The sequence below is a fragment of the Tenacibaculum sp. AWR4_210 genome (genome assembly GCF_056160945.1).
The window spans coordinates 236,030-255,794 of sequence record NZ_JBSWYF010000007.1; the positions used below are offsets into that span (position 1 = coordinate 236,030).

14 protein-coding genes and 1 pseudogene are annotated in these 19,765 nt (G+C 31.4%); 6 read left to right on the forward strand and 9 right to left on the reverse strand.

Going from position 1 to position 19,765, the window contains the following annotated elements; all coding sequences use genetic code 11:
- Nucleotides 1–196 precede the first annotated feature (196 nt).
- The 3 genes from ACXAG7_RS14580 (at nt 197) to ACXAG7_RS14590 (ending at nt 5,756) form a co-directional block, all read left to right on the forward strand.
- Nucleotides 197–2,536, forward strand: coding sequence for a hypothetical protein (locus tag ACXAG7_RS14580; RefSeq protein ID WP_476667260.1), 2,340 nt, complete (start codon nt 197–199; stop codon nt 2,534–2,536).
- 18 nt (nt 2,537–2,554) lie between these two features.
- Entirely contained in the window at nt 2,555–3,610 is a 1,056-nt protein-coding gene (locus ACXAG7_RS14585) for a DUF3800 domain-containing protein (RefSeq protein WP_476667261.1), read from the forward strand.
- A gap of 100 nt (nt 3,611–3,710) precedes the next feature.
- Entirely contained in the window at nt 3,711–5,756 is a 2,046-nt protein-coding gene (locus tag ACXAG7_RS14590; protein WP_476667262.1) for a hypothetical protein, read from the forward strand.
- Between the two features lie 68 nt (nt 5,757–5,824).
- Here ACXAG7_RS14590 and ACXAG7_RS14595 read toward each other — a convergent pair whose 3' ends face one another.
- A complete protein-coding gene (locus ACXAG7_RS14595; protein ID WP_476667263.1) occupies nt 5,825–5,947 on the reverse strand; it encodes a hypothetical protein in 123 nt (40 codons plus the stop codon).
- A gap of 298 nt (nt 5,948–6,245) precedes the next feature.
- The gene (locus ACXAG7_RS14600; RefSeq protein ID WP_476667264.1) at nt 6,246–6,986 is read right to left on the reverse strand and encodes a DUF3987 domain-containing protein; all 741 of its coding nucleotides are present in this window, start codon (nt 6,984–6,986) and stop codon (nt 6,246–6,248) included.
- On the opposite strand from ACXAG7_RS14600, the pseudogene ACXAG7_RS14605 reads away from it, so the two are divergent.
- Nucleotides 6,924–7,295, forward strand: a pseudogene (locus tag ACXAG7_RS14605) (integrase core domain-containing protein); the annotation flags it as partial. The gene ACXAG7_RS14600 and the pseudogene ACXAG7_RS14605 sit on opposite strands and share 63 nt — an antisense overlap.
- A 132-nt stretch (nt 7,296–7,427) precedes the next feature.
- Here ACXAG7_RS14605 and ACXAG7_RS14610 read toward each other — a convergent pair.
- Nucleotides 7,428–8,345, reverse strand: coding sequence for a hypothetical protein (locus ACXAG7_RS14610; RefSeq protein ID WP_476667265.1), 918 nt, complete (start codon nt 8,343–8,345; stop codon nt 7,428–7,430).
- Between the two features lie 1,295 nt (nt 8,346–9,640).
- Here ACXAG7_RS14610 and ACXAG7_RS14615 point away from each other — a divergent pair.
- Nucleotides 9,641–10,699: an alpha/beta hydrolase gene (locus ACXAG7_RS14615; RefSeq protein ID WP_476667266.1), complete on the forward strand. Its 1,059-nt coding sequence runs from the start codon at nt 9,641–9,643 to the stop codon at nt 10,697–10,699.
- 230 nt (nt 10,700–10,929) lie between these two features.
- Here the strand turns inward: ACXAG7_RS14615 and ACXAG7_RS14620 are convergent, their stop codons facing one another.
- From ACXAG7_RS14620 to ACXAG7_RS14645, 6 genes are all read right to left on the reverse strand, one after another.
- Nucleotides 10,930–11,634: a hypothetical protein gene (locus ACXAG7_RS14620; RefSeq protein WP_476667267.1), complete on the reverse strand. Its 705-nt coding sequence runs from the start codon at nt 11,632–11,634 to the stop codon at nt 10,930–10,932.
- A 39-nt stretch (nt 11,635–11,673) separates the two neighbouring features.
- Nucleotides 11,674–13,878 carry a peptidase domain-containing ABC transporter gene (locus tag ACXAG7_RS14625; protein WP_476667268.1) on the reverse strand — a complete coding sequence of 735 codons (2,205 nt, stop codon included), beginning with the start codon at nt 13,876–13,878 and terminating at the stop codon, nt 11,674–11,676.
- The gene (locus ACXAG7_RS14630; protein ID WP_476667269.1) at nt 13,868–15,130 is read right to left on the reverse strand and encodes a radical SAM protein; all 1,263 of its coding nucleotides are present in this window, start codon (nt 15,128–15,130) and stop codon (nt 13,868–13,870) included. The genes ACXAG7_RS14625 and ACXAG7_RS14630 overlap by 11 nt, the downstream gene beginning before the upstream one ends.
- Nucleotides 15,131–15,484: 354 nt before the next feature.
- Nucleotides 15,485–15,727, reverse strand: a complete 243-nt coding sequence (locus tag ACXAG7_RS14635) for a hypothetical protein (RefSeq protein WP_476667270.1) — start codon at nt 15,725–15,727, stop codon at nt 15,485–15,487.
- Nucleotides 15,728–16,031: 304 nt separating this feature from the next.
- On the reverse strand, nt 16,032–16,274 hold the full coding sequence (locus ACXAG7_RS14640; protein WP_476667271.1) for a hypothetical protein: 243 nt from the start codon (nt 16,272–16,274) through the stop codon (nt 16,032–16,034).
- A 266-nt stretch (nt 16,275–16,540) separates the two neighbouring features.
- A complete protein-coding gene (locus ACXAG7_RS14645) occupies nt 16,541–16,777 on the reverse strand; it encodes a hypothetical protein (protein ID WP_476667272.1) in 237 nt (78 codons plus the stop codon).
- A gap of 532 nt (nt 16,778–17,309) precedes the next feature.
- Here ACXAG7_RS14645 and ACXAG7_RS14650 point away from each other — a divergent pair.
- A complete protein-coding gene (locus ACXAG7_RS14650; RefSeq protein WP_476667273.1) occupies nt 17,310–19,739 on the forward strand; it encodes a TonB-dependent receptor domain-containing protein in 2,430 nt (809 codons plus the stop codon).
- Nucleotides 19,740–19,765 lie beyond the last annotated feature (26 nt).

Consider the following 19,765-nt stretch of genomic DNA (forward strand, 5'->3'; position numbering starts at 1 on the left):
CAACTATTACGTTTTAACTTAATAACAATCACCTCATAAATTTCTTTTCAATCAAAAGCTTAACTACAATGGTAAAACCATACTTCTTTTACGGTTTTCCTCAACAATCAAATTTCCTTTTTCATTAAGTTTACCTTTGCCTTAAAAAATATGACATAGATCCACCTAACAATACTAACACAACAAAATTTAAAAAATGCCTAAGAGTCGTAAAAGAAAGAAAAAAGTAAAAAAAAAGAAAACACAAAGAAGAAATTACACCCCATATAAAGTTGTAAAACAAAAACTTTTCAAACTAGAAAGCCCAATACTGAATGATATTCCATTTGAACAAAGACTAAAAGCTATTGTCGAACTTGGAAAAAACTCTAAAATCAAATATGAAGAAGCTTATAAAAACTTAACTAACTATATTAATGAATACGATCCTTTATACCTCTGCTCTTTTTGCGCATATTATTTTGTTAGCGAGGAAGAAGGAATAGACAAAGAAGCCATCGATGGTCAACTAGATTTCCCTCCATTTTTCCTTGAAATATTACAGTGTTTATCGCTTTTCAAAACACAAACAATATCAAAAAAACCTTTAAATGAAAGTATTGATGATTTTGTAACCACAATCAAACAATTAAACAAATCGCAAATGCACTCATACTTTGCATTAGCCGAAAATGCTAAAAACAAAGACGATTTTGGTTCTATTACATTAAGAGCAGAAATGATGGCACATACTCTTGCTGTTCGAAACTGGGCTTATATTCATCAAATGGAAAACATTACCTATGAACTAATTGATCTTGCTACCCCCATTATTTCCAAATCAATAGAATTTAAACTATCCAACCTATTAAAAATAATATCTGGAATAGTATCATTAACAGAAAACAAGTTAAACACACATTTAAGAAAAACACGTTCATTCATAACATCTAAGAACTTCAATGATGCTTTCGATAAATACGAAAAATCATTTCCAAAAGTTTTCAAAAGCAACAAAGAGCAAAGAGAAAAAATCTGGAATCATGTTGATAAGAATTTACAAAATTTAAAAGTTGCATTTTTAGCACATTCTGACTATTACCTTCAAGATATTTATACCCATAACGTTGATGACATATACAATTATTTCGATAAAAAAATAACTAAATTCGAGATAAACAATATACTAAATCAATTAAGTCATCAGTTTGGAGAATTATCAGAAACAAACAAAGATCATATATTCTTAAACAACCCAATTCACTCAAAACCTTTTATAAATTTAAACGATGGTAATTATTTTTCAGCTGTACCACATATGTTGAGCCACACATCTCTCGACATAATAGAATCATTTATTCCACAAACCGCCAAGTCTCTTAGCAAATACAATAAAAACAAAGGTAAATATCTTGAGGAAAAAGTTGAAAAGCTATTTACAAAAGCTTTTCCAAAAGCTCAAATATTCTCTGGTAGTCAATGGAGTAAAAATGATGAAGATAAAATTTACGAAAATGACCTTATCTTATTATTAGAAGAATTTGCTATAATAATCGAATGCAAATCTGGAAGCATCTCTTCCAAAGCAAAAAGAGGCACTCCCGCCCGTTTAATTGATACAATTAAAAAACTTGTTGTAGAACCATCCGAACAAGCTATTCGTTTTCAAAATTTTTTAAAACAAAACCCTAAGAAACATATATTTAAAACTAAATCTGGTAAAAAAAACAGTATCGATAGTTCTAAAATAAAATACTACATTCCTTTAGGTATCACTCTTTCTAACCTAGGAGCGATAGGCTGTAATTTAAAAAAGTTAATTTCTGCAAATATAATTTCACACAAACTTGAAGAACTAGCCCCATCAATTAGTTATACTGATCTAGAAAACATATTTGAAATACTATCCACACAAGCAGAAAAAATACACTATTTATCAAGAAGAAGAGAGTTTGAAGCACATATAAATTTTCAAGGAGATGAAATGGATTTATTTGGCTTTTATCTAGATAACGGGTTTAATATAGGTGAAGCTGAATTTGAAAAAGACTTATACATCAACCTAACCTTAAAATCAAAAGAAATCGACCCTTACTTTATAGGAACTCACAGAAATAAAACGGTCAAAAAACCTCAATTAAAAAAAACCAAGTACTGGACAGATATATTAAAAAGACTGGAGCTAACTTCAAATAATTGGCTTGCATCTTCATATATACTATTAAACCTTCCCATTGAAGATCAGAGAAAGTTCGAAACAAATTTAAAAAAATTAAAAACTATGATTCGTAAAGGGAAATGTAAACAAAAGCACAATTACGTAACTATGAATTTTGGTCCCAAAAGAAGAGAATACATTCTAGTTGGGTACCCTTATATAAACATTAACACAGAAACAAGAAATTCAATTATCAATAACATTGTATACGATATAGAAAAACAAAAAAATATTAGAGGTTTTTTAATAATGGGTTATAACATGAATTCAGAAAATTACCCATACTCAGTAATGGCAGGAAACTTAAACACTAATCTTTTTGATAGTTTAGATCAATAACGAATTAAAATCATAAAAATGAACAATACAATCTTCTTTGATGAAGCAGGAAACACAGGTCAAGATTTATTAAACAAAGATCAAAAAGTTTTCGTCCTTTCATCCGTTAATTTCACAAAAAGCCAATCTGATGAGCTTTCTAAAATATTTGACCTAGATAATGAAATCCATTTTAAAAATTTAAAAAACAGCTCAAAAGGAAGAGAAAAAATCATTCAATTTTTAAACCATGAGTTAATCAACGAACAAAACATAATAATTTCATTTAATCATAAAAAATTCATAGCTGTCTCCCAGATTGTTGACCAACTGATCGAACCTATTTTATACAACAAAGGAATTGACTTATACAAGGATGGTAGAAACATTATTTATAGCAACTTTATGTATTATTTTGGAGAATGTATCTGGAACAATGATGACTTCAATAAACTTCTTATAGCATTTATTAAAATGATTAGAGAGAAAAACGACTCATCAATTAAGGATTTCTATAATATAACCACTGAATTTTCAAAAAAAATAAACAAAAAACAATCCGAACTATTATTTACTCCAATATTAGAAAGCAAAAAAGAAATAGAAAGCATTCTTGAAAACGCAACTAAATATACTATTGACGTAACACTATCAACTTTTTTATGCCTATGCACTCTCTGGTACAAACAAACCCAAAACAAGTTTGACGTAATATTTGACAACTCTAAACAAATAGAACATTATAAAGAATACATCGACTATGTGGCAAACCTGAATGTTGACACTCAAGAAGTTGGTTATGGAACAAAAACAATGATTTTCCCAACACAGATTAACAATCTAACTTTAGAAGATTCTAAATCTCAAATAAACTTACAATTCGCTGATTTAATTGCCAGTTCAATAGCCTTTAAATTCAACAACACTAATAGAAAACAACAAAAATTTGTCGATGAAATAAACAAATCAAAACTTATAAACTTAACTAATTGTCATTCTGTCTGGCCTGAACCCAATTTTACTCCAGAATCAATCAACATGCAAAACTCCAAAGGAAACAACATCTTAGACTTTCTTGTTAACCAAGCAACATAAGAAAGCAAAACAACTTCATAACAACTATGATACACCACAATTTGATTCCTCAATATATAAGTAAAATTGACTATATAAACTGAACACCCAAACAAAGAACATGGACACCTTATACTCTTTACGAAAAAACTTTACTATAATCGGTCTAACTGGAAAGACAGGAGCAGGTTGCTCACAAATTGCTCAAAAACTATCAAGCAAAGACTTTATAGATGAAATAAAAGAATTGAAAATATCAGAAACATCCAACACTGATCAATTAAAATTAAACGTCTGCATTAATTATTTATCAAACCCCAACAACTGGTCTAATTTTAAAGTTATCAACTATAACGATGTTCTTTTGCTTCATTTAATCTATGAAAGCACCTTGAGCATTAAAAATCTAAATGAAGCTATTGAAAATATTTTAAAAATCATATTTCAAAATGGCAACTCGAAAAAAGCTCACTTTACAAATAGATTTGATATATCTGAAGACCAAAAACTCGAAAAAAAAATAAGAGAATACCTAAATAAAAATCACGACAAATGGTTAGACTACCCTAAAAATAATTTAACCTGTAAAACCTTAAAAGAGTGTCTTAAAAACAAAAAAGAATGCATTGATTTTTATAATTATTATTTCAATTCTTTTGAAGAATTTGCCAAAGATTTTTTCAAGATTATTAACAAATATGACTTTACAAAAAGCACGAGATTTATCCACGATTTAGCACATAGCCTTAGAGCTTTTGGAACTGTCGAAACAAAAGAATCAATAAACTCAAATGTTAACAACATCTACACTGTTGCTGAAACAGTTAACAGAATTATAAAAAACTGGAAAGCTCAAAATAACAAAACAAAAATCATAATTGACTCTTTAAAAAACTCTTTAGAATTAATGTATTTCAAGGAAAAGTATGCCGCATTTTACTCCGTAGCTACAAACAAACCAGAAACAGAAAGAGAGGAATACATTAAATCTTATATTAAATTAAATTTTAATAACTATGATAATACACAACAAGAGTTTCACACTAAACAAACTCTAATTCTAAGCTCTGAAGAATACAAAGGAAAAGACGTAAATAATGGAGAGTTTTTAAATGCTGACATTGAGAATTGCATACAAAAAAGCGATTACCATATCTTCTTTTCAAATTACGCTTCCTCCAAAGAAATTTCATTTCACAATTATGAAATAGAAATCGATGATAAATGTCCAATTAATATAAAAGAAAAACTAAAAGCAGAACTACACGGTTATTCTAATTTAAACTTAACAATACAACTAGCAAAATTGGTTGCTTTAGTTAATAGACCAGGGATAATTACTCCAACAGCATTTGAAAGATCAATGCAAGTAGCTTATAATGCTAAATCTAACTCAGGCTGCATTTCTCGCCAAGTAGGAGCAGTCGTTACAGACCCTAGTTACTCTATCAAAGCAATTGGGTGGAATGATATTCCAAGAATGCAAATACCATGTAATTTAAGAAGTGCTCAAGATTTGATTAATGGATTAAATAGCAATCATTTTAGTGATTTTGAAAAAGGGTTAGAAAAAAGTGATTATGATGACAAAAAAACTTTTAAAACAAAAATTACAGAAGAGTTTGAAAATATAGATTTAGAAAAAATTGAAGGGAGACAGTGCTCTTTTTGTTTCAAAACATTTCACAATGCTTTTGAAGGAAAAAAAAACCAAGTTCATACCAGATCTTTGCATGCAGAAGAAAATGCTATGATGCAGATAACAAAATATGGTGGTCAAGGTCTTAAAAACGGGAATCTATTTACGACTGCAAGTCCATGCGAACTTTGCTCTAAGAAAGCCTTTCAACTTGGAGTTAAAAATATTTACTACATCGACCCTTATCCTGGTATAGCCATAAAACACATCCTTAAAAATAGCAAAGCCATCGAAGAACGTCCTAACCTAATAATGTTTCAAGGGGTAATTGGAAGAGCTTTTCATAAATTATTTGATCCATTTATGTCACATAAAGACGAGTTAAATATATTAGCTAATATAAAACCTAAAGAAAACAAAAAACTAAAAGTCAAAGCGCTGACCAAAGATGAGAACATACAAAATCTAATTAATAAAGTTTTAACTAATAAAAACTTTAGAGATAAGATTAAAGAATTAGAAGACTAAACTTTGTCAAATTCTAAAACAAAAAAGCGCAATTATTTTTGCGCTTTTAAACACAACCTCTTTTCCTATTAAAAGTCAGTTTTTATTTCAAAATCATTCTTTAAAAGAAAAATTTCCAATTTTAATTCTTGAATTTGCTCATCAAGAAACTTATTAGCTTCCTCTATTCTATTATTTATTGACTTTTCCATATTTCCAAAGTTTAAAGACTGTGACATAATTATTATAAATTTAAAACACACAGGAGCTGTCCAGTACCAGAATACCGAAGTAAATATACTGTCAGAACGTTACCGTTTCTGAACTCCGGCTATATTGATAAAAATGTTTTTAGAATACTAGTATTCTGGATTTTGACGTTTACAATATAATATTTTATAATTACACTTCTTGCACTTTTGTTTTTCACTGTGCAAGAAATGCAAGAAATGCATGAACTCCTAGTGTATTTTCCTATATCTACCTTGCTCTATCTTATCAAACAATATATTAATGTTCTTCTTTAGATTTTGAGCTCTCAACAAGATCCTTGGTTTTAAATTGATCTCTTAAACTTTGATACAATTGTTTTTGTTTCAGTGTTGGTTTTCCTAAAGGATCTATCCTATGAATAATAGAATGAACTTTAATTGCATTACTAAAAAAATACTCTGCAACTTTTATCGCACATTCTATTATAAACAGATCAATTTTCAATTTCTGTCTATTATTAAAATAAGCATAAATTAACTGTAAAATAATTGCAAACCTTAAAACATAAACCTCATATTTCGCCTGTATTGATGTGTTTACCTGTAAATTTGAATAAAAGTACTCATTGCGTTTTGCGTTTTGCCATCCTATCAAATGCGCCTTTGCCTCATCAGTTAAGGTCATTTCAAAAAAGGATTCACCATTACTCAACCTCTCTTCATAAAGAGAATAAATAAAATTATCATAACTATTAATAAGCGAGCTATCGATTTCATTTTCATTCCACAAATTAGGTTTTGCGTCTTTATTTAGAGCAAACAACATTCTTTCTATAAAGCCATTATTTTCTCTATTATCGCTTTTAAGTTTAGGGAGTAGTTTTGTTTGCAAAGTACCTATCAATCCAACAAACGTATCATCTATTCTAATTGGCTCATCCCCTTTTCTATCAACTGTAATTGGCTGGCCACTCCAGTTTATAAAACTTGGCTGAAAGCACGCAGTCAAAGAGAAATAACAAAAGATCATATTTTTCATTCAGATCGAGGTGTACAATATGCTTCTAGTCAAATGACTAATTTATTTTATGCAAATAATAAAATAACACAAAGTATGAGTAGAAAAGGAAATTGTTGGGATAATGCAGTAGCAGAATCCTTCTTTAAAACCTTAAAATATGAGTGTATTAATCGATATTGTTTTAAAAGTTTTTTGCACGCTGAAACAGTAATCAATGAATATATAAATTGGTATAATTATAAAAGAATACACTCTGCTTTAGAATATAAAACACCTGCTGAAAAAGAGTTAGAAATTAAAATCAATAACTATATAAAAGTCGCTTAAGAATTTATACCAAATTTACTAGGTAGTCCACTAAGACAAAAACTTAAATTATAAAAAAACTCTTAATTTTTCGAATAATTGAACTGACTATAGCTTTCGTATTCTTGAAAGGTTTGATTTGAACAGAAGATTTTATTTCAACAACTTATTTAGTTTTGATACCTCCATCTCTATGGATGGTAAGCCTATTGTTTTTCTTCTTTTATTAAATATCCTATAATCTTTCTTGGCTATCCTCAGTATATTATAAGTCCCATAAAATTGTTCTTTACCATTGTATAAATTAAACTGATCTACCATAGCAGCATAGATAATTGGCTCACATTTACCACTTTCTACAAATTTTTTTATTCTCGGCAAAAAGAAATTTGTTCGAATAGAGTCATTGGTGTGCAGCAACAAAACGATTACATCTGTATTTTCTTTATCAATGCTATAATCTCCAATCACCTTATTGTTTGGAAAAATGTTCTTATTAAACAATTCTTTTAATTTTCTTTGATTCTCTGTATCGCTCTTTTTTCTTTTAGAAAATGACGCTGTGGAATTATCATAACCTCTATATTTTTGATCCAAACCCTTCATTGTTTTAATCTCTTCCCTCAGTGATAAATCAATAGAATTCAGATATTTCTCTCTGTAAATATTGTATTTTCTTGTTGACAATTTCGCCTTTTTGTATGCTTTAAATAAAAGGCTATCATGCCCAAAGTAAAAAGGATTGAGACCATAGTCCGTTACAGATTTTATTATGGTTTCTTTATGATTACTCTTATTTAATAAATAAGTAAGCTTCGAATAAATAAAATATTCATTAACAGAAGAAGTATTTAACGGTTCATAAACACTAAATAGTGAATCTAGTTTCCTAAATGCCTTTACAAACTTTTTTTCTTTAAATAGACTATCTGATTTGTGTACCTCATAATAGTAATTAGTATAGTCATGTGATAGAGTACTACAACTGTAAAAATTACAGAGTATTCCTAATACACAAAGCAGTGCTACATAAAACTTGTATTGTAAACTTCTTGCAATTATATTTTTCATAACAAATATTTGTATCAATATTATAAAAAAAATTGATAACCTACTACTGCTTCAATCAACACTAAATTAAACGCTAGTTCCCCAAAACCCTAGCAGGAATGAATAGATGGAATTAAAGTTACAAAATGAAACAACTTGGAATACAGCAGTAACAACTAGTAGCCGATAAAACTGCCGATAGACAAGAACTAGCGCTTAACCTAACTACCAACTCAGAAAACGCCAAATATAGAAGATACTTATTAACTCGATATTCCATACACAGCAACCTTGAAGTTGTCATTTTTACCCAATCCTAGCTGTAATGATCCTTCCTTATCAATCGTTTTCATTTATCAGTAGTTTCACCGCGAAGTATTCCTAAAAATATGGAGTACTCCTTTTTGTCAGCCAATAACTTTTAGCTTAACTAAGGGTTTCTTTTTCTGGCAGATGATTCATTTATTTCTCCCCTGACTTTAAGCATCATCTTACATAGGTAATAAACTATAAAAATGGAAAATACAATGGCAGTTAAATTAATAAACAGATGGTCATAAAAAGTATTTAAACTTTTGTAAAAGTAAAATGCATCAATAATTAACAAGTACTCTAACAAAAGAAAAGGTACTGAAAAGTATACTAGTTTTTGCTCTTTCCTTATTGTGTGCTTTTGCAGTAACAACTCAAAAAACACTACAGATAAACATAGGTTAGAGAAGATTAATAAAACCTTAGTATCAGTATTACTAAAATCTTCAGCGTTTAAATAAGTAAACGTAACTAAACTTAGTAAAAAGGAAGTTACTGATAAAAATATATAAATAACGTTTTTCATTTTTAACAAGTACCTAAGTTAGATCTAGGTGCTTCCAAAACATGGTTTTCACAGTCTGTAAACGCGAGAATTGTAATGAGAAACAATACAAACGCTCCTAATCGATTTAAAGTTTTCATATTTATAAGTTTAGATGAATAGTACTTTGTATACATTTTTTGGATTTAAAACGTGATTTTTTTGCTTTGAGTAAAGAATGGCATCCATAAACTAAACATACAACCAAAACCCTAAGAATCCTAACAGGAATGAACAGATGGAATAAAACAGGTAGAATTAAAGCTACAAAATGAAAAAATTAGGAATATAATAGTAACAAGTTGTAGCCTATTCCCCAGCCTCTCGCCTTTCTTTTTTCAACTTCTTATCACTCTCCAATACCTAACTACCAAAAAGTATAACGATTCTACCAAAATGCGTAAGCCCCCAACAGCCTGACCCGCATACCTTTGCAGTATCGTATTAACAATCGATTATAATGAGAACATCTATTCTAATTTTGGGGAGCCTAGCACTTTTTATGAGTTGTCATACTCCTAAAAACAATTCGCAGTCACTTCCCATCGTTCCTTCTAATCCTATAAAACAACCTATGATGAATACTTTAAAATCAGGAAAAAACAGTATTACCTTTACTTCTTTTGGAGTGAACTTGGCAGGAGACTTATACCTACCAGAAGGTTTTGATAGCAGCAAAAAATACAAGGCAATTGTTGGCGCAAGCCCGTTCCCGCAGGTAAAAGAGCAGGTGCTCGCCACCTATGGACCAGAAATGGCCGAGCGAGGCTTTGTTTTTTTAGGCTTTGATTACCTTGGTATGGGCGATTCTCCAGCTTTGCCAGGAGAACACAAACAATCGAGGTATATGTTCCGATTGATAGAGAATACTTGGGATGCCGTTTCGTATTTAGGCAGTCTTCCTTTTGTTGAAGAGGTTTATGGCTTAGGCGTATGTCAAGGAGGATCTATCATTGCCTCCGCAGCCGTTACCGATCACCGAATTAAAAAGATAGCCACCGTTTCGGGAATGATGGCCGCCGACGCTTTTCAGTGGACCGATAAAAATGCCGCCAATCAGTTGATTGCCGCTGCCAATGCTTCCATGCAAAAACAATACATTACTGGTAAACCAGACTACGTTGCTCCCTTTGGACTCAACGACGAACAGTCGAGAGAAGAATACACAGGAGAAGCTGCCTTCCCTGAAATGGCAGGTGAATCGTATGATTACTACGGAAGAGATGGGTATCGCGGCCCCAAAGCCGTTGAAAATTTCACCAATATGCACATCGGTGATCAGGCCATGCAGTCACTTATTTCTATAGGAGAAGCCTATGCTGACAAAATTGTTCAGCCTACCTTAGTCATTTATGGCGCCGATGCTCCAACTGCCGTCTGTTCAACCGCTTTTATCGACAAACTTACCAATACCCATGAGGTACTCGCAGTGCCTAATTTTAGTCATGTCGATTTCTACTTTAAACCAGCAGCTGTAAAAGTATCTACTGACGCTGTTGCCGAGTTTTTCGCCAAATAAGTTATCCCCAAGTAGCAAACTTAGACCTCAGCGAATACTTTTCACTACTTATCTTAAGCGGCCTCTCTTTTCTTTTGGAAGGAGAGGTTACTTTGCTACTCCATAAAATCGCTTCGTCACTGTTCTATTACGCATTAGCATAGTGCAATTATCCCCCGCTGTCAGTTGCAACAACGAGGGATTTGAGTACTTGACTTCATAATAATTCTGAAAGACAACTCTTAAAGTATTTATTTTCTATATACAAATACTGCGGCCTTAGGTGAATTTGAAGTTGTCATATTTTTTATCTCTTCACGTTTTATTAATGCATTAACTTTGAATGCAGGCACACCTTCCGTATCATTTATCGAAATAAGGTCATTTTTGGATGTCAACTGTATCCAACCAGTATCACTCACGATATAGCATACTCCATCGATTTCAAGAAAAACATTTTGACTTTTTTCTATTTCAGCCTGCATTTTTTTATCGAAATGAATCTGCTTCTTAATTTCCTTAAACTCCTTAGCGATATCCTCATATGCTCTTCCATTCACATTTTGGTTAAGTTCCGTAAATGACATATTCGCACGTTTCTCTATCCCCATGGCGAAAAAATAAACAGCTTCTTGGTTACCAGGTATATCTCCCCATCGTTCATTTTGAATGAGAGATTTATAATTATTTCCTTTTATCAGTAAGGAAAAAGTTATCGCTCCAGTACTTGGCACTGATAACTTAACGTTGAAATACCCATTTGCGTCAGTAGTCCCTAACAGTTCATTTGTTTGATTATTATAAACGCTCACCTTTTTTAAGGGATGTAGTTGCTCATAATCGAATGCCAATCCGGCGATATAAATAGTTCTCATTTTCAAGTTCTTTTTTTGGGCATTCCCTACTTCTACGGCAAAAACGAGAAGTACTACTGTAATAATTCTAATAAATCTCATAAATTTTAGTTTTAATGAATAACGTATTTTCAATTATTTCTACCCCCCTAATTCCAATTGATTTTTCACCAACGAATAATAATTACTTTTTGAATGTATCAATTCTTCATGTCCTCCTTGTTCAATAATCTTTCCATTTTCCATAACCACAATTTGATCTGCATTTTTCACAGTGCTTAACCTATGTGCAATCACCACTACTGTTTTGCCTTTAAAAAACATAGCCAAATTATTCAGAATACTTTTTTCGGTATTGGCATCCAGAGCAGAAGTGGCCTCGTCAAAAAATATGACTTCTGGATTTTTATATACGGCTCGAGCTATCAAAACACGTTGACTTTGCCCACCACTTAATTGCATACCTACATTTCCAATTTTAGTTTCCAACCCTAAAGGTAATTTAGAAACAAAATCGTCTAAACAAGCAATTTTAAGGGCGTTTTCTAAATTTTCATAATTTATTTCCCCTTCATTCTCCAAAGTAATATTATAGGTAATCGTTCCAGAAAAAATATGTCCATCTTGTAAAACTACACCACATTTTTGTCTCCAATCATCTGCGTGTATATCACTAAAATTAACGGATCCCATTTTGATGCTCCCAGATGTCTGCCTATAGTATTTCATCAATAACTTCATCAGAGTTGTTTTCCCACTGCCACTGGTTCCTACTATCGCTGTAATTTTATTCTTAGGAATTCGAATGGACAAATCACTAATAACAAAAGGATTAAAACTTCCGGGATACTTAAAAGAAATTTTATCTAGCTCTATGTCATCAATTACTATAAGTTGAGCGGATTCTTTTCTTTCAGCCTCTTCATTTTTTACATCGTACACATCGTCGACTCTTCTCTTTGCTATTTGTGCATCTTGGAAATCCCTTAAGTTATTGATCAAATTAATTATGGGCCCGCTCAGTTGTCCAATAATATAAGATATACTCAACAAAACTCCTACGGTCATTGTATTTTCGATAATTGCATAGGCACAAAATGCAATTACGGTTAATTCTTTCAGCTTCAGAATAAAATTAGCCCCTGAGAGCTGGTACATGTTTAAAAATAATGATTTTAATTCTAAATCATTCAACTTTTCTTGAATTTCAATAATTTTTGTAATGCTCGAATCCTGAGCGTGATTCACCTTAATTTCGGGCATATTCATTATAAATTCATACAAACTATTACTATTATCAGATTGTCGGATAAACATAGAATACTCAATTGCAGCACGCTTCTTTAAGAAAAAAGAAACCCAAACAACAGAAAGTACACTCAGCACCAGATATATAGTAAAAACGGTAAAATTTAGATACCATAAAATACCACTAAAAACAATTAAGTTTAAAATGTTAATTCCAAAACTAATCCCTTTCCAAGTAAGAAAAGACTGCATAGTTGACAGGTCATTCAATCTCTGTAATGTATCTGTATTCAAACGAGTATCAAAATAACTCACTGGTAACTTCATTAACTTAAATAAGAAACTCTCTTTAAGTAAAATAGATAATTTAAAATTGAACTTAGTCAATAAATAATCACTCAAAAATCGGGAGCAAAAATTTCCTAAAAAAAGGAATAATTGTGCCAGTAGTAAAACCAAAACGAGATTGATTGATTTTGCTAGAATTCCATCGTCAATAACTCGCTGAAAAACTATGGGTATTAACCAATTCGAACCTAAACCTATAAAAAGCAGTATAATGGACAAAAAATACTGCGTTCTATTTCCTCGAATAAAGTTCAGAAGTATCTGAAATATTGGAGTGATTTTCTTAGGTTTTTCCCGGTTGTCCTTTTCTTTTGAAGACTCGATAATTTTCTCTCCTTCTTGAAACACAAGTGTCACTCCTTTGGCTTGATTTCCTAACCATTCTTTTTGAAGTAATTCTTCTTCTATGACAGTTTTTCCATAACCAGGATCTGCTATGTAAAAGTACTTTTTATTCCTTTTCTCTTTAATTTTATAGAGCACTACAAAATGATCTTGTTTCCAATGCAAAATAGCAGGCAGTGGAATTTTCATCAAGTCATCTTGGGTTAGTTTTAGCCCATGACTTTGGAAACCCAGCTTTTCTCCACCATTCAATATATCTCTTACAGAAACTCCCATTCTCGTTACAGAACAAGATTCTTTAGCCTCTTTAAGAGAAACAGATCTTCCATGAGTTTTTGCAATCATCGCCAAACAGGCGGGACCACAATCATTACTTTCTAATTGATTAACAAATTTAAGCTTCATTAAGTTCTAAATGACCAATAATTTCTTCAATTTTTGATTTAACTACATCGTCTTTTAATTTATCATCTCCTTGATAAATACAATAATCTCCTCTTCCTCCTTCTGCCAAAGCCTCCATGGCATGCTGTGAACATCCCCCGTTACAAATAGGCATCAACCTGCAAGTTAAACAAGGCGTATTCTTAAATTTAATATCCATTCGTTTTTCCAAGTAATTATCCTCCCAAATCAGGGTTCCTTCCTCACTTAAGTAACCAGCTCTGTTTTCTGAGGTAAAATCTCTCGCGGTACATTTGTAAAGGTCTCCATTATAATTGATAACCGCACTATTCCTTTTGTCAGCATAACACGAATCTGCAACGTTATTTGGAGAGTTATGTTTTACAGGAAGGCCTTTTGATTTAAAATATTCCACATTTTTACCCACAATTTCTGGAATATTTTCGTCTCCAGAGTCTTGCCATACTCTGTGTAAATCTACTAACAAAAACTCCTTGAGCACACTCTTATCGATATCGTGAAACTCATCTGCAATTTTATAAGCGTCATCGATGTTTTCTTTGGTATAATTAATTCTCAATCTGACAAAATAACCATTCACGAGTAATTTTTTAATATTGCTAACGATTTCTTCATAGGATCCTTTTGTTTTCGTAACATATCTTACCGCATCGTGCTTCTTTCCATATCCATCTAATGTAATTTGCAGGGCAGGAACAATTCCATGAGATTTAAAAAAATCGATAAAATAATCATCCACCAAGTATCCGTTTGTAGTGAATCCAACAGAATAATCAACTAAATTTTTTTGACACTCCTGCTGTAGTTTTTGAATCACAGGTACTACATCTCTTTTGAAATACAACAAGGGTTCCCCTCCAAAAAATGCAAGATTGAAATATTGAATATTAGGTAAACTCGTCATATTCTCAATAAACTTACCTACTTTCTCTATCATTGAATTCGAGAAACTCGATTTCTTTATATGTGTTTCATAACAATACCAACATTTGAAATTACAATTCATGGTTGGATTAATCGTTAACAAAAATTCATCAGTATTATTATCGACGTGTTTCACGATTTCCTTAATTTCATTTACTTCATCTAAATCGTTTTCAACGAGAAATCCTTCTGCTTTCAAATAAGCATAGAAGTCTGGATGTATTTCTTCAAGCCCATCAACACCTTCTACTATCGCAGATGCTAACAAATCTTTTAATAGTGGGTCGATTACTATAAATTTCTGCACATAAGAATTATATAAATAAAAATTATCTTCTATCGAGACAATCGAATTAAATTGACTGTATTTCATAGTATATTTGAATAATATATTTACCTCTGTAAAGACTAGAGAAAATAACTGGTTAAATTTTGTTTTGTTCATAGGAGCTCACCTCCCGAAAAAAGGATAAAACCAATAGCTAAAAACTTAAAAAGTTCCAGATAAATATGAAATATAGTGCGATCATGATAAAACTATACTACTAGAAACACTGTAGTACTAATCTATTTTCACGGCAATAAAAATTCAAAATCTCTTTCGCTCCTTTATTATTTTAGCTATTGGTAATGAATACATGCTATTTACCAAAGCCGTATATTAGTATTCCGCTTTGATGACACCACAATTTGTAACCGTATTACATTTTGTATTTTGTGGATCACCTCCGGTACAACCATCAGCACAGTTTTGACCTGCACAGTTGTTTCCATTGACACGTTCTTTAAATCCTTTTAAAGAGGCATGTGCAACTGAAAAACCTCCCATCAATTTCTTTTCATGAGTTTCCCCGATAGGTTCAAATCCTGAAAAATTAAATGATGTACGTAAGGTATTTTTCATAATATAAATTTTTGTTACTGTTTATTATTAAACTTTATCAGCTACAAAGACAGCGATAAATTACCGCGCCACACCGCAGCCTACTACATCATTACAGCAAACATTTTTAGGGAAATCACCACAATTCGAAGTGCAATTACCTCCCCAACAATTATTCGCCATGGTATGTTCAGATCTTACATTGAACTTATATGCCTTAGAAAAACCTACTATTAAAGTATCATTCAGAGGGATCTATAAATGTATAGAACTCAGAAATACTCGTAGCAATGTTAATTTGTTCAGGCATTGAAAAAAGTATCAATTAAAAAAGTTGCTCTACTTTTATTGCCCCACACCCTGGTGAAACATTACAACCCTTATTTTGGCCAATAGGTCCATCTCCACAACCGGAGGCACAGTTTCCTCCTTCACAGTTGTTTGTAGTGTTAAAATCACTAATCCCAACTGCGGTGTGGCTTAATGAAAAACCACCTACGAGCTTTTTCTCAGAGTTTTCAGCAATCGGTTCAAAATCCGAAATGCTAAATCCAATCTTTAAATTCATAATAAGTTTATTTTTTTTTAGAATAATATAGGTTATTGCAAACGCCTGAGCACGTAATCTATTACTTGAGCATTTACACTCGGAATCACCAGAAATCAACTTTCTTCGTGTACTCCAACTAACGTTTGGAATAACCTAGAATCATCGTGTTTTACACGTCTACAAGAATTACTAAACGCACTAAAACACCTAATTTCTAGTCGATTAAAGATTCAAAAAAAATCAAATCTAGAAATTTATAGACTTTTACCTTATGAAACTAAAATCTAGCGACCTTCCTTAATTACACCACATCCAGAAACGGTGTTACACTGAATATTCTGTCCACCACCACAACTGCCGTGGCAATTTCCACCGTGACAATTATTATCACTTATTGATTTTAGAGATTCTTTAGACCCCGCTAAGCTAGCAGAAAAACCTCCCATTAGCTTGTTTTCAGCGCCCTCTGATAATGGTTCGAAATTTGTAACATTAAATGTTACCTTAACTTTACTTTTCATAATGATTAAAATTGATTAATAAATATACTTACTCTTAAAAAAGAGTGATAATTCAGTAATAAGAAGATGGTAAATAATCTTTTGCTTGTCGCAAGTCTTAGTTCAATAATCTTGAATCAGGCTGACAACACACATTAATGAAGTGTATTGACTAGTTTACGGAATGAGATTTTCTTTACTCCATGAACGAATTGTTCTAGCTTTTGGTAAAAAGACATGATAAAAAGACACCACACAGCCTTCTAAAACGTATGGAAGTATATAAGGACATTTAATCAGAAGATCATGCAATTTTCAACTTTCACCCTCAAATAGCAATTTAAAACAAATCAACATAAGAGATCATTTACTAACAGAAATAAAAAAAATACATAATTTCAATATAGCCTTTGCATTTTTTTTACTAATTTATAGATATATATTAAATACTTAAAATTTGATGTAAAATTATTATTAAGACTAAATAAAAACAAAGTAACATATTTGATTTCTTCTTCAAAAAAGGTAGGTTTGTTAGGTATAAAACTGCCAAATGAAATTTTTAAAAAACACAAAACTTATAACCTACATATTACTAGCATTCCACTCCATTGTCTTCTCTCAACAAGAACATACTAAAGGTCAAGTTATTAACGCTTCTAAAGAGTACCTCCCATTTGCGACCATTCACCTCTTGAATGAAAAAAAAGACAGTATAGTTGCCTCTACCTACACCGATGAATTAGGAAAGTTCGAATTACTTAAAAATTCGAAAGCAAACTATATTTACGCACGTTACTTAGAACAAATTTCAGACACACTTAAAATCACTTCAGATAAACCTCTAATTTTACTCATTAAAAACGGGGGGCTAGTAGCCTTAGAAGAAGTGTCGATTACCAGTCGTAAAACGACCATAGTAGCTAAGTCCGATCGTTTTGTTTACGCTCCTTCTAAATTAATGAAAGAAACCGCTGGAAACGCACTAGATTTGGTAAAAACAGCTCCACTTCTCGCAGTTGACCATCAAAATAACACATTCTCAATTATAAACAAAAAGAACACGCGAATTACCATTAATGGACGCAGGACCAATTTACCCAAAGAGATGATTATCTCTATTTTAAATTCAACCCCCGCGAAGAATATCAAGAGTATAGAAATTATTACAAACCCTGGAAGTGAATTTACTGCGGATACTACAGGAGGAGTCATTAATATCAACTTAACTAAAAACTTAGATGATGGACTACTAGGTTTTTTAAGCCTTACCAATGAACAAGCCCATCTCAACACAGCCATTTTAAATGGAAGTATCAATTATAGAAGAAACAAACTTGGAATTCGAATTTCACCCTTTATCAATAACAGTTTCAATTTCAACACCTCAGCAAGTACTATTGAAAAAATTGACCAAAAAATAGAACAGATAGATCAATTTTACAGAAGGCGCTATTTGGTACTTGGAGGAGGGTTCGGTATTGACTATGACTTCAATAAAAACAATATACTAAGTATCAATGGTTTTTTCTCAAAAGTGAACGGAAATAGTCGACAAGAAATAAGCACAGCTTATTCAAAAAAAGGGAATGCTGTTATTGACTCTGTATATAAAGCCCCGGTAAACTCAAAGGATACCTACACCTACAATTTTGGTAACATCTATTATAAAATGGCTTTAGATAGTATGCAAAAGAATAAATTAACCTTCAACATCGATTACAACCAATTTAAAAAAGACATCACCAATAATGGAAAGTTTCAAAAATCCTTTCCTAGTAACAATACTCCTATCCAAGAATATCGAAATTCCTTTCCACAGGAATTCTTCAATATTTCAGCCAGTATTGATTACTACAACAAAATAAGCTCCAACTCCACTTTACGTCTTGGTTCTCAAATCAGTACTACTAACTTTGACAATAAACTTAGCTATCAAAATTTATCAAATAATCAGGCTACTATTAATTCAAGCTTATCTGGAAATTATAAGTACAAGGAAAATTATTTCGCTTTATACGCAAATAACACCCAAAACATTCAAAAAAAGCTAAACTTGTCATATGGTTTGCGAATGGAAGTAACTGATTATTCCAGTGAAAACGTTACTTCAGGACAAAAGATAGATTCTAGTTACGTGAATTTTTTTCCGAATTTATCTATTTCTTATGACCTGAAAAAAAACAAAACCTTATCGCTATCACTTGCTAGAAAAATAAGCAGACCCTCTATCGAATCATTACTACCAGGAAGAACTTATATAAACCCTACTTATTTTGAGGAAAATAATCCTTTTTTATTACCTGTAATTTACTATAATATCGATGCAATGTATGCTCTAAATTACAAATACTACTTTTCAGGTGGATTTAGCTATCGCGAAAATCAATTTGAAAAGTTTGTAATTCCTTTCCTTGAAGACAAAGTCCTCAACCAAAAAAGCACCTATATTAATTACGGAAATTCAACAAAAACCTATTTCCAATTTTACACACGTCAACAATGGTTTAATCAATACTGGATTGTAAACTTTTCCAGCTCTTTTAATCTTCTAGTTTTCGAAGACGAAACAGGGAATATTTTTAATAAAAAAGTCACTAATTTTAATTATGACTTCTTTCTCAATAATACAGTCTATTTATCAAAAAAAGGTAAATTCTCCACCTTTATGATTACTAGGTATGCGAGCCCTATAGAAGATGTTTCGTACAAGAGAACTAATCCTCTATTTAAAATGGATATTGGACTTAGAAAATCATTTAAAAATTGGAATATCTCCTTGTTTTTAAATGACGTATTAAACACATATAACCTGAGAAACACGGAATACAGAAGCAATTTAATTCAAAATTTGAATCAAATCGAATCCAATCAATATACCCAATCAATATCCCTTAGCTTGAATTATAGCTTTGGAAATAATAAAGTTAAAAAAATCAGAAATAAAACAATCGCCAATGATGCGATTAAAAAGAGAATATAATCTTACCAAACATTAAAACAATTTCG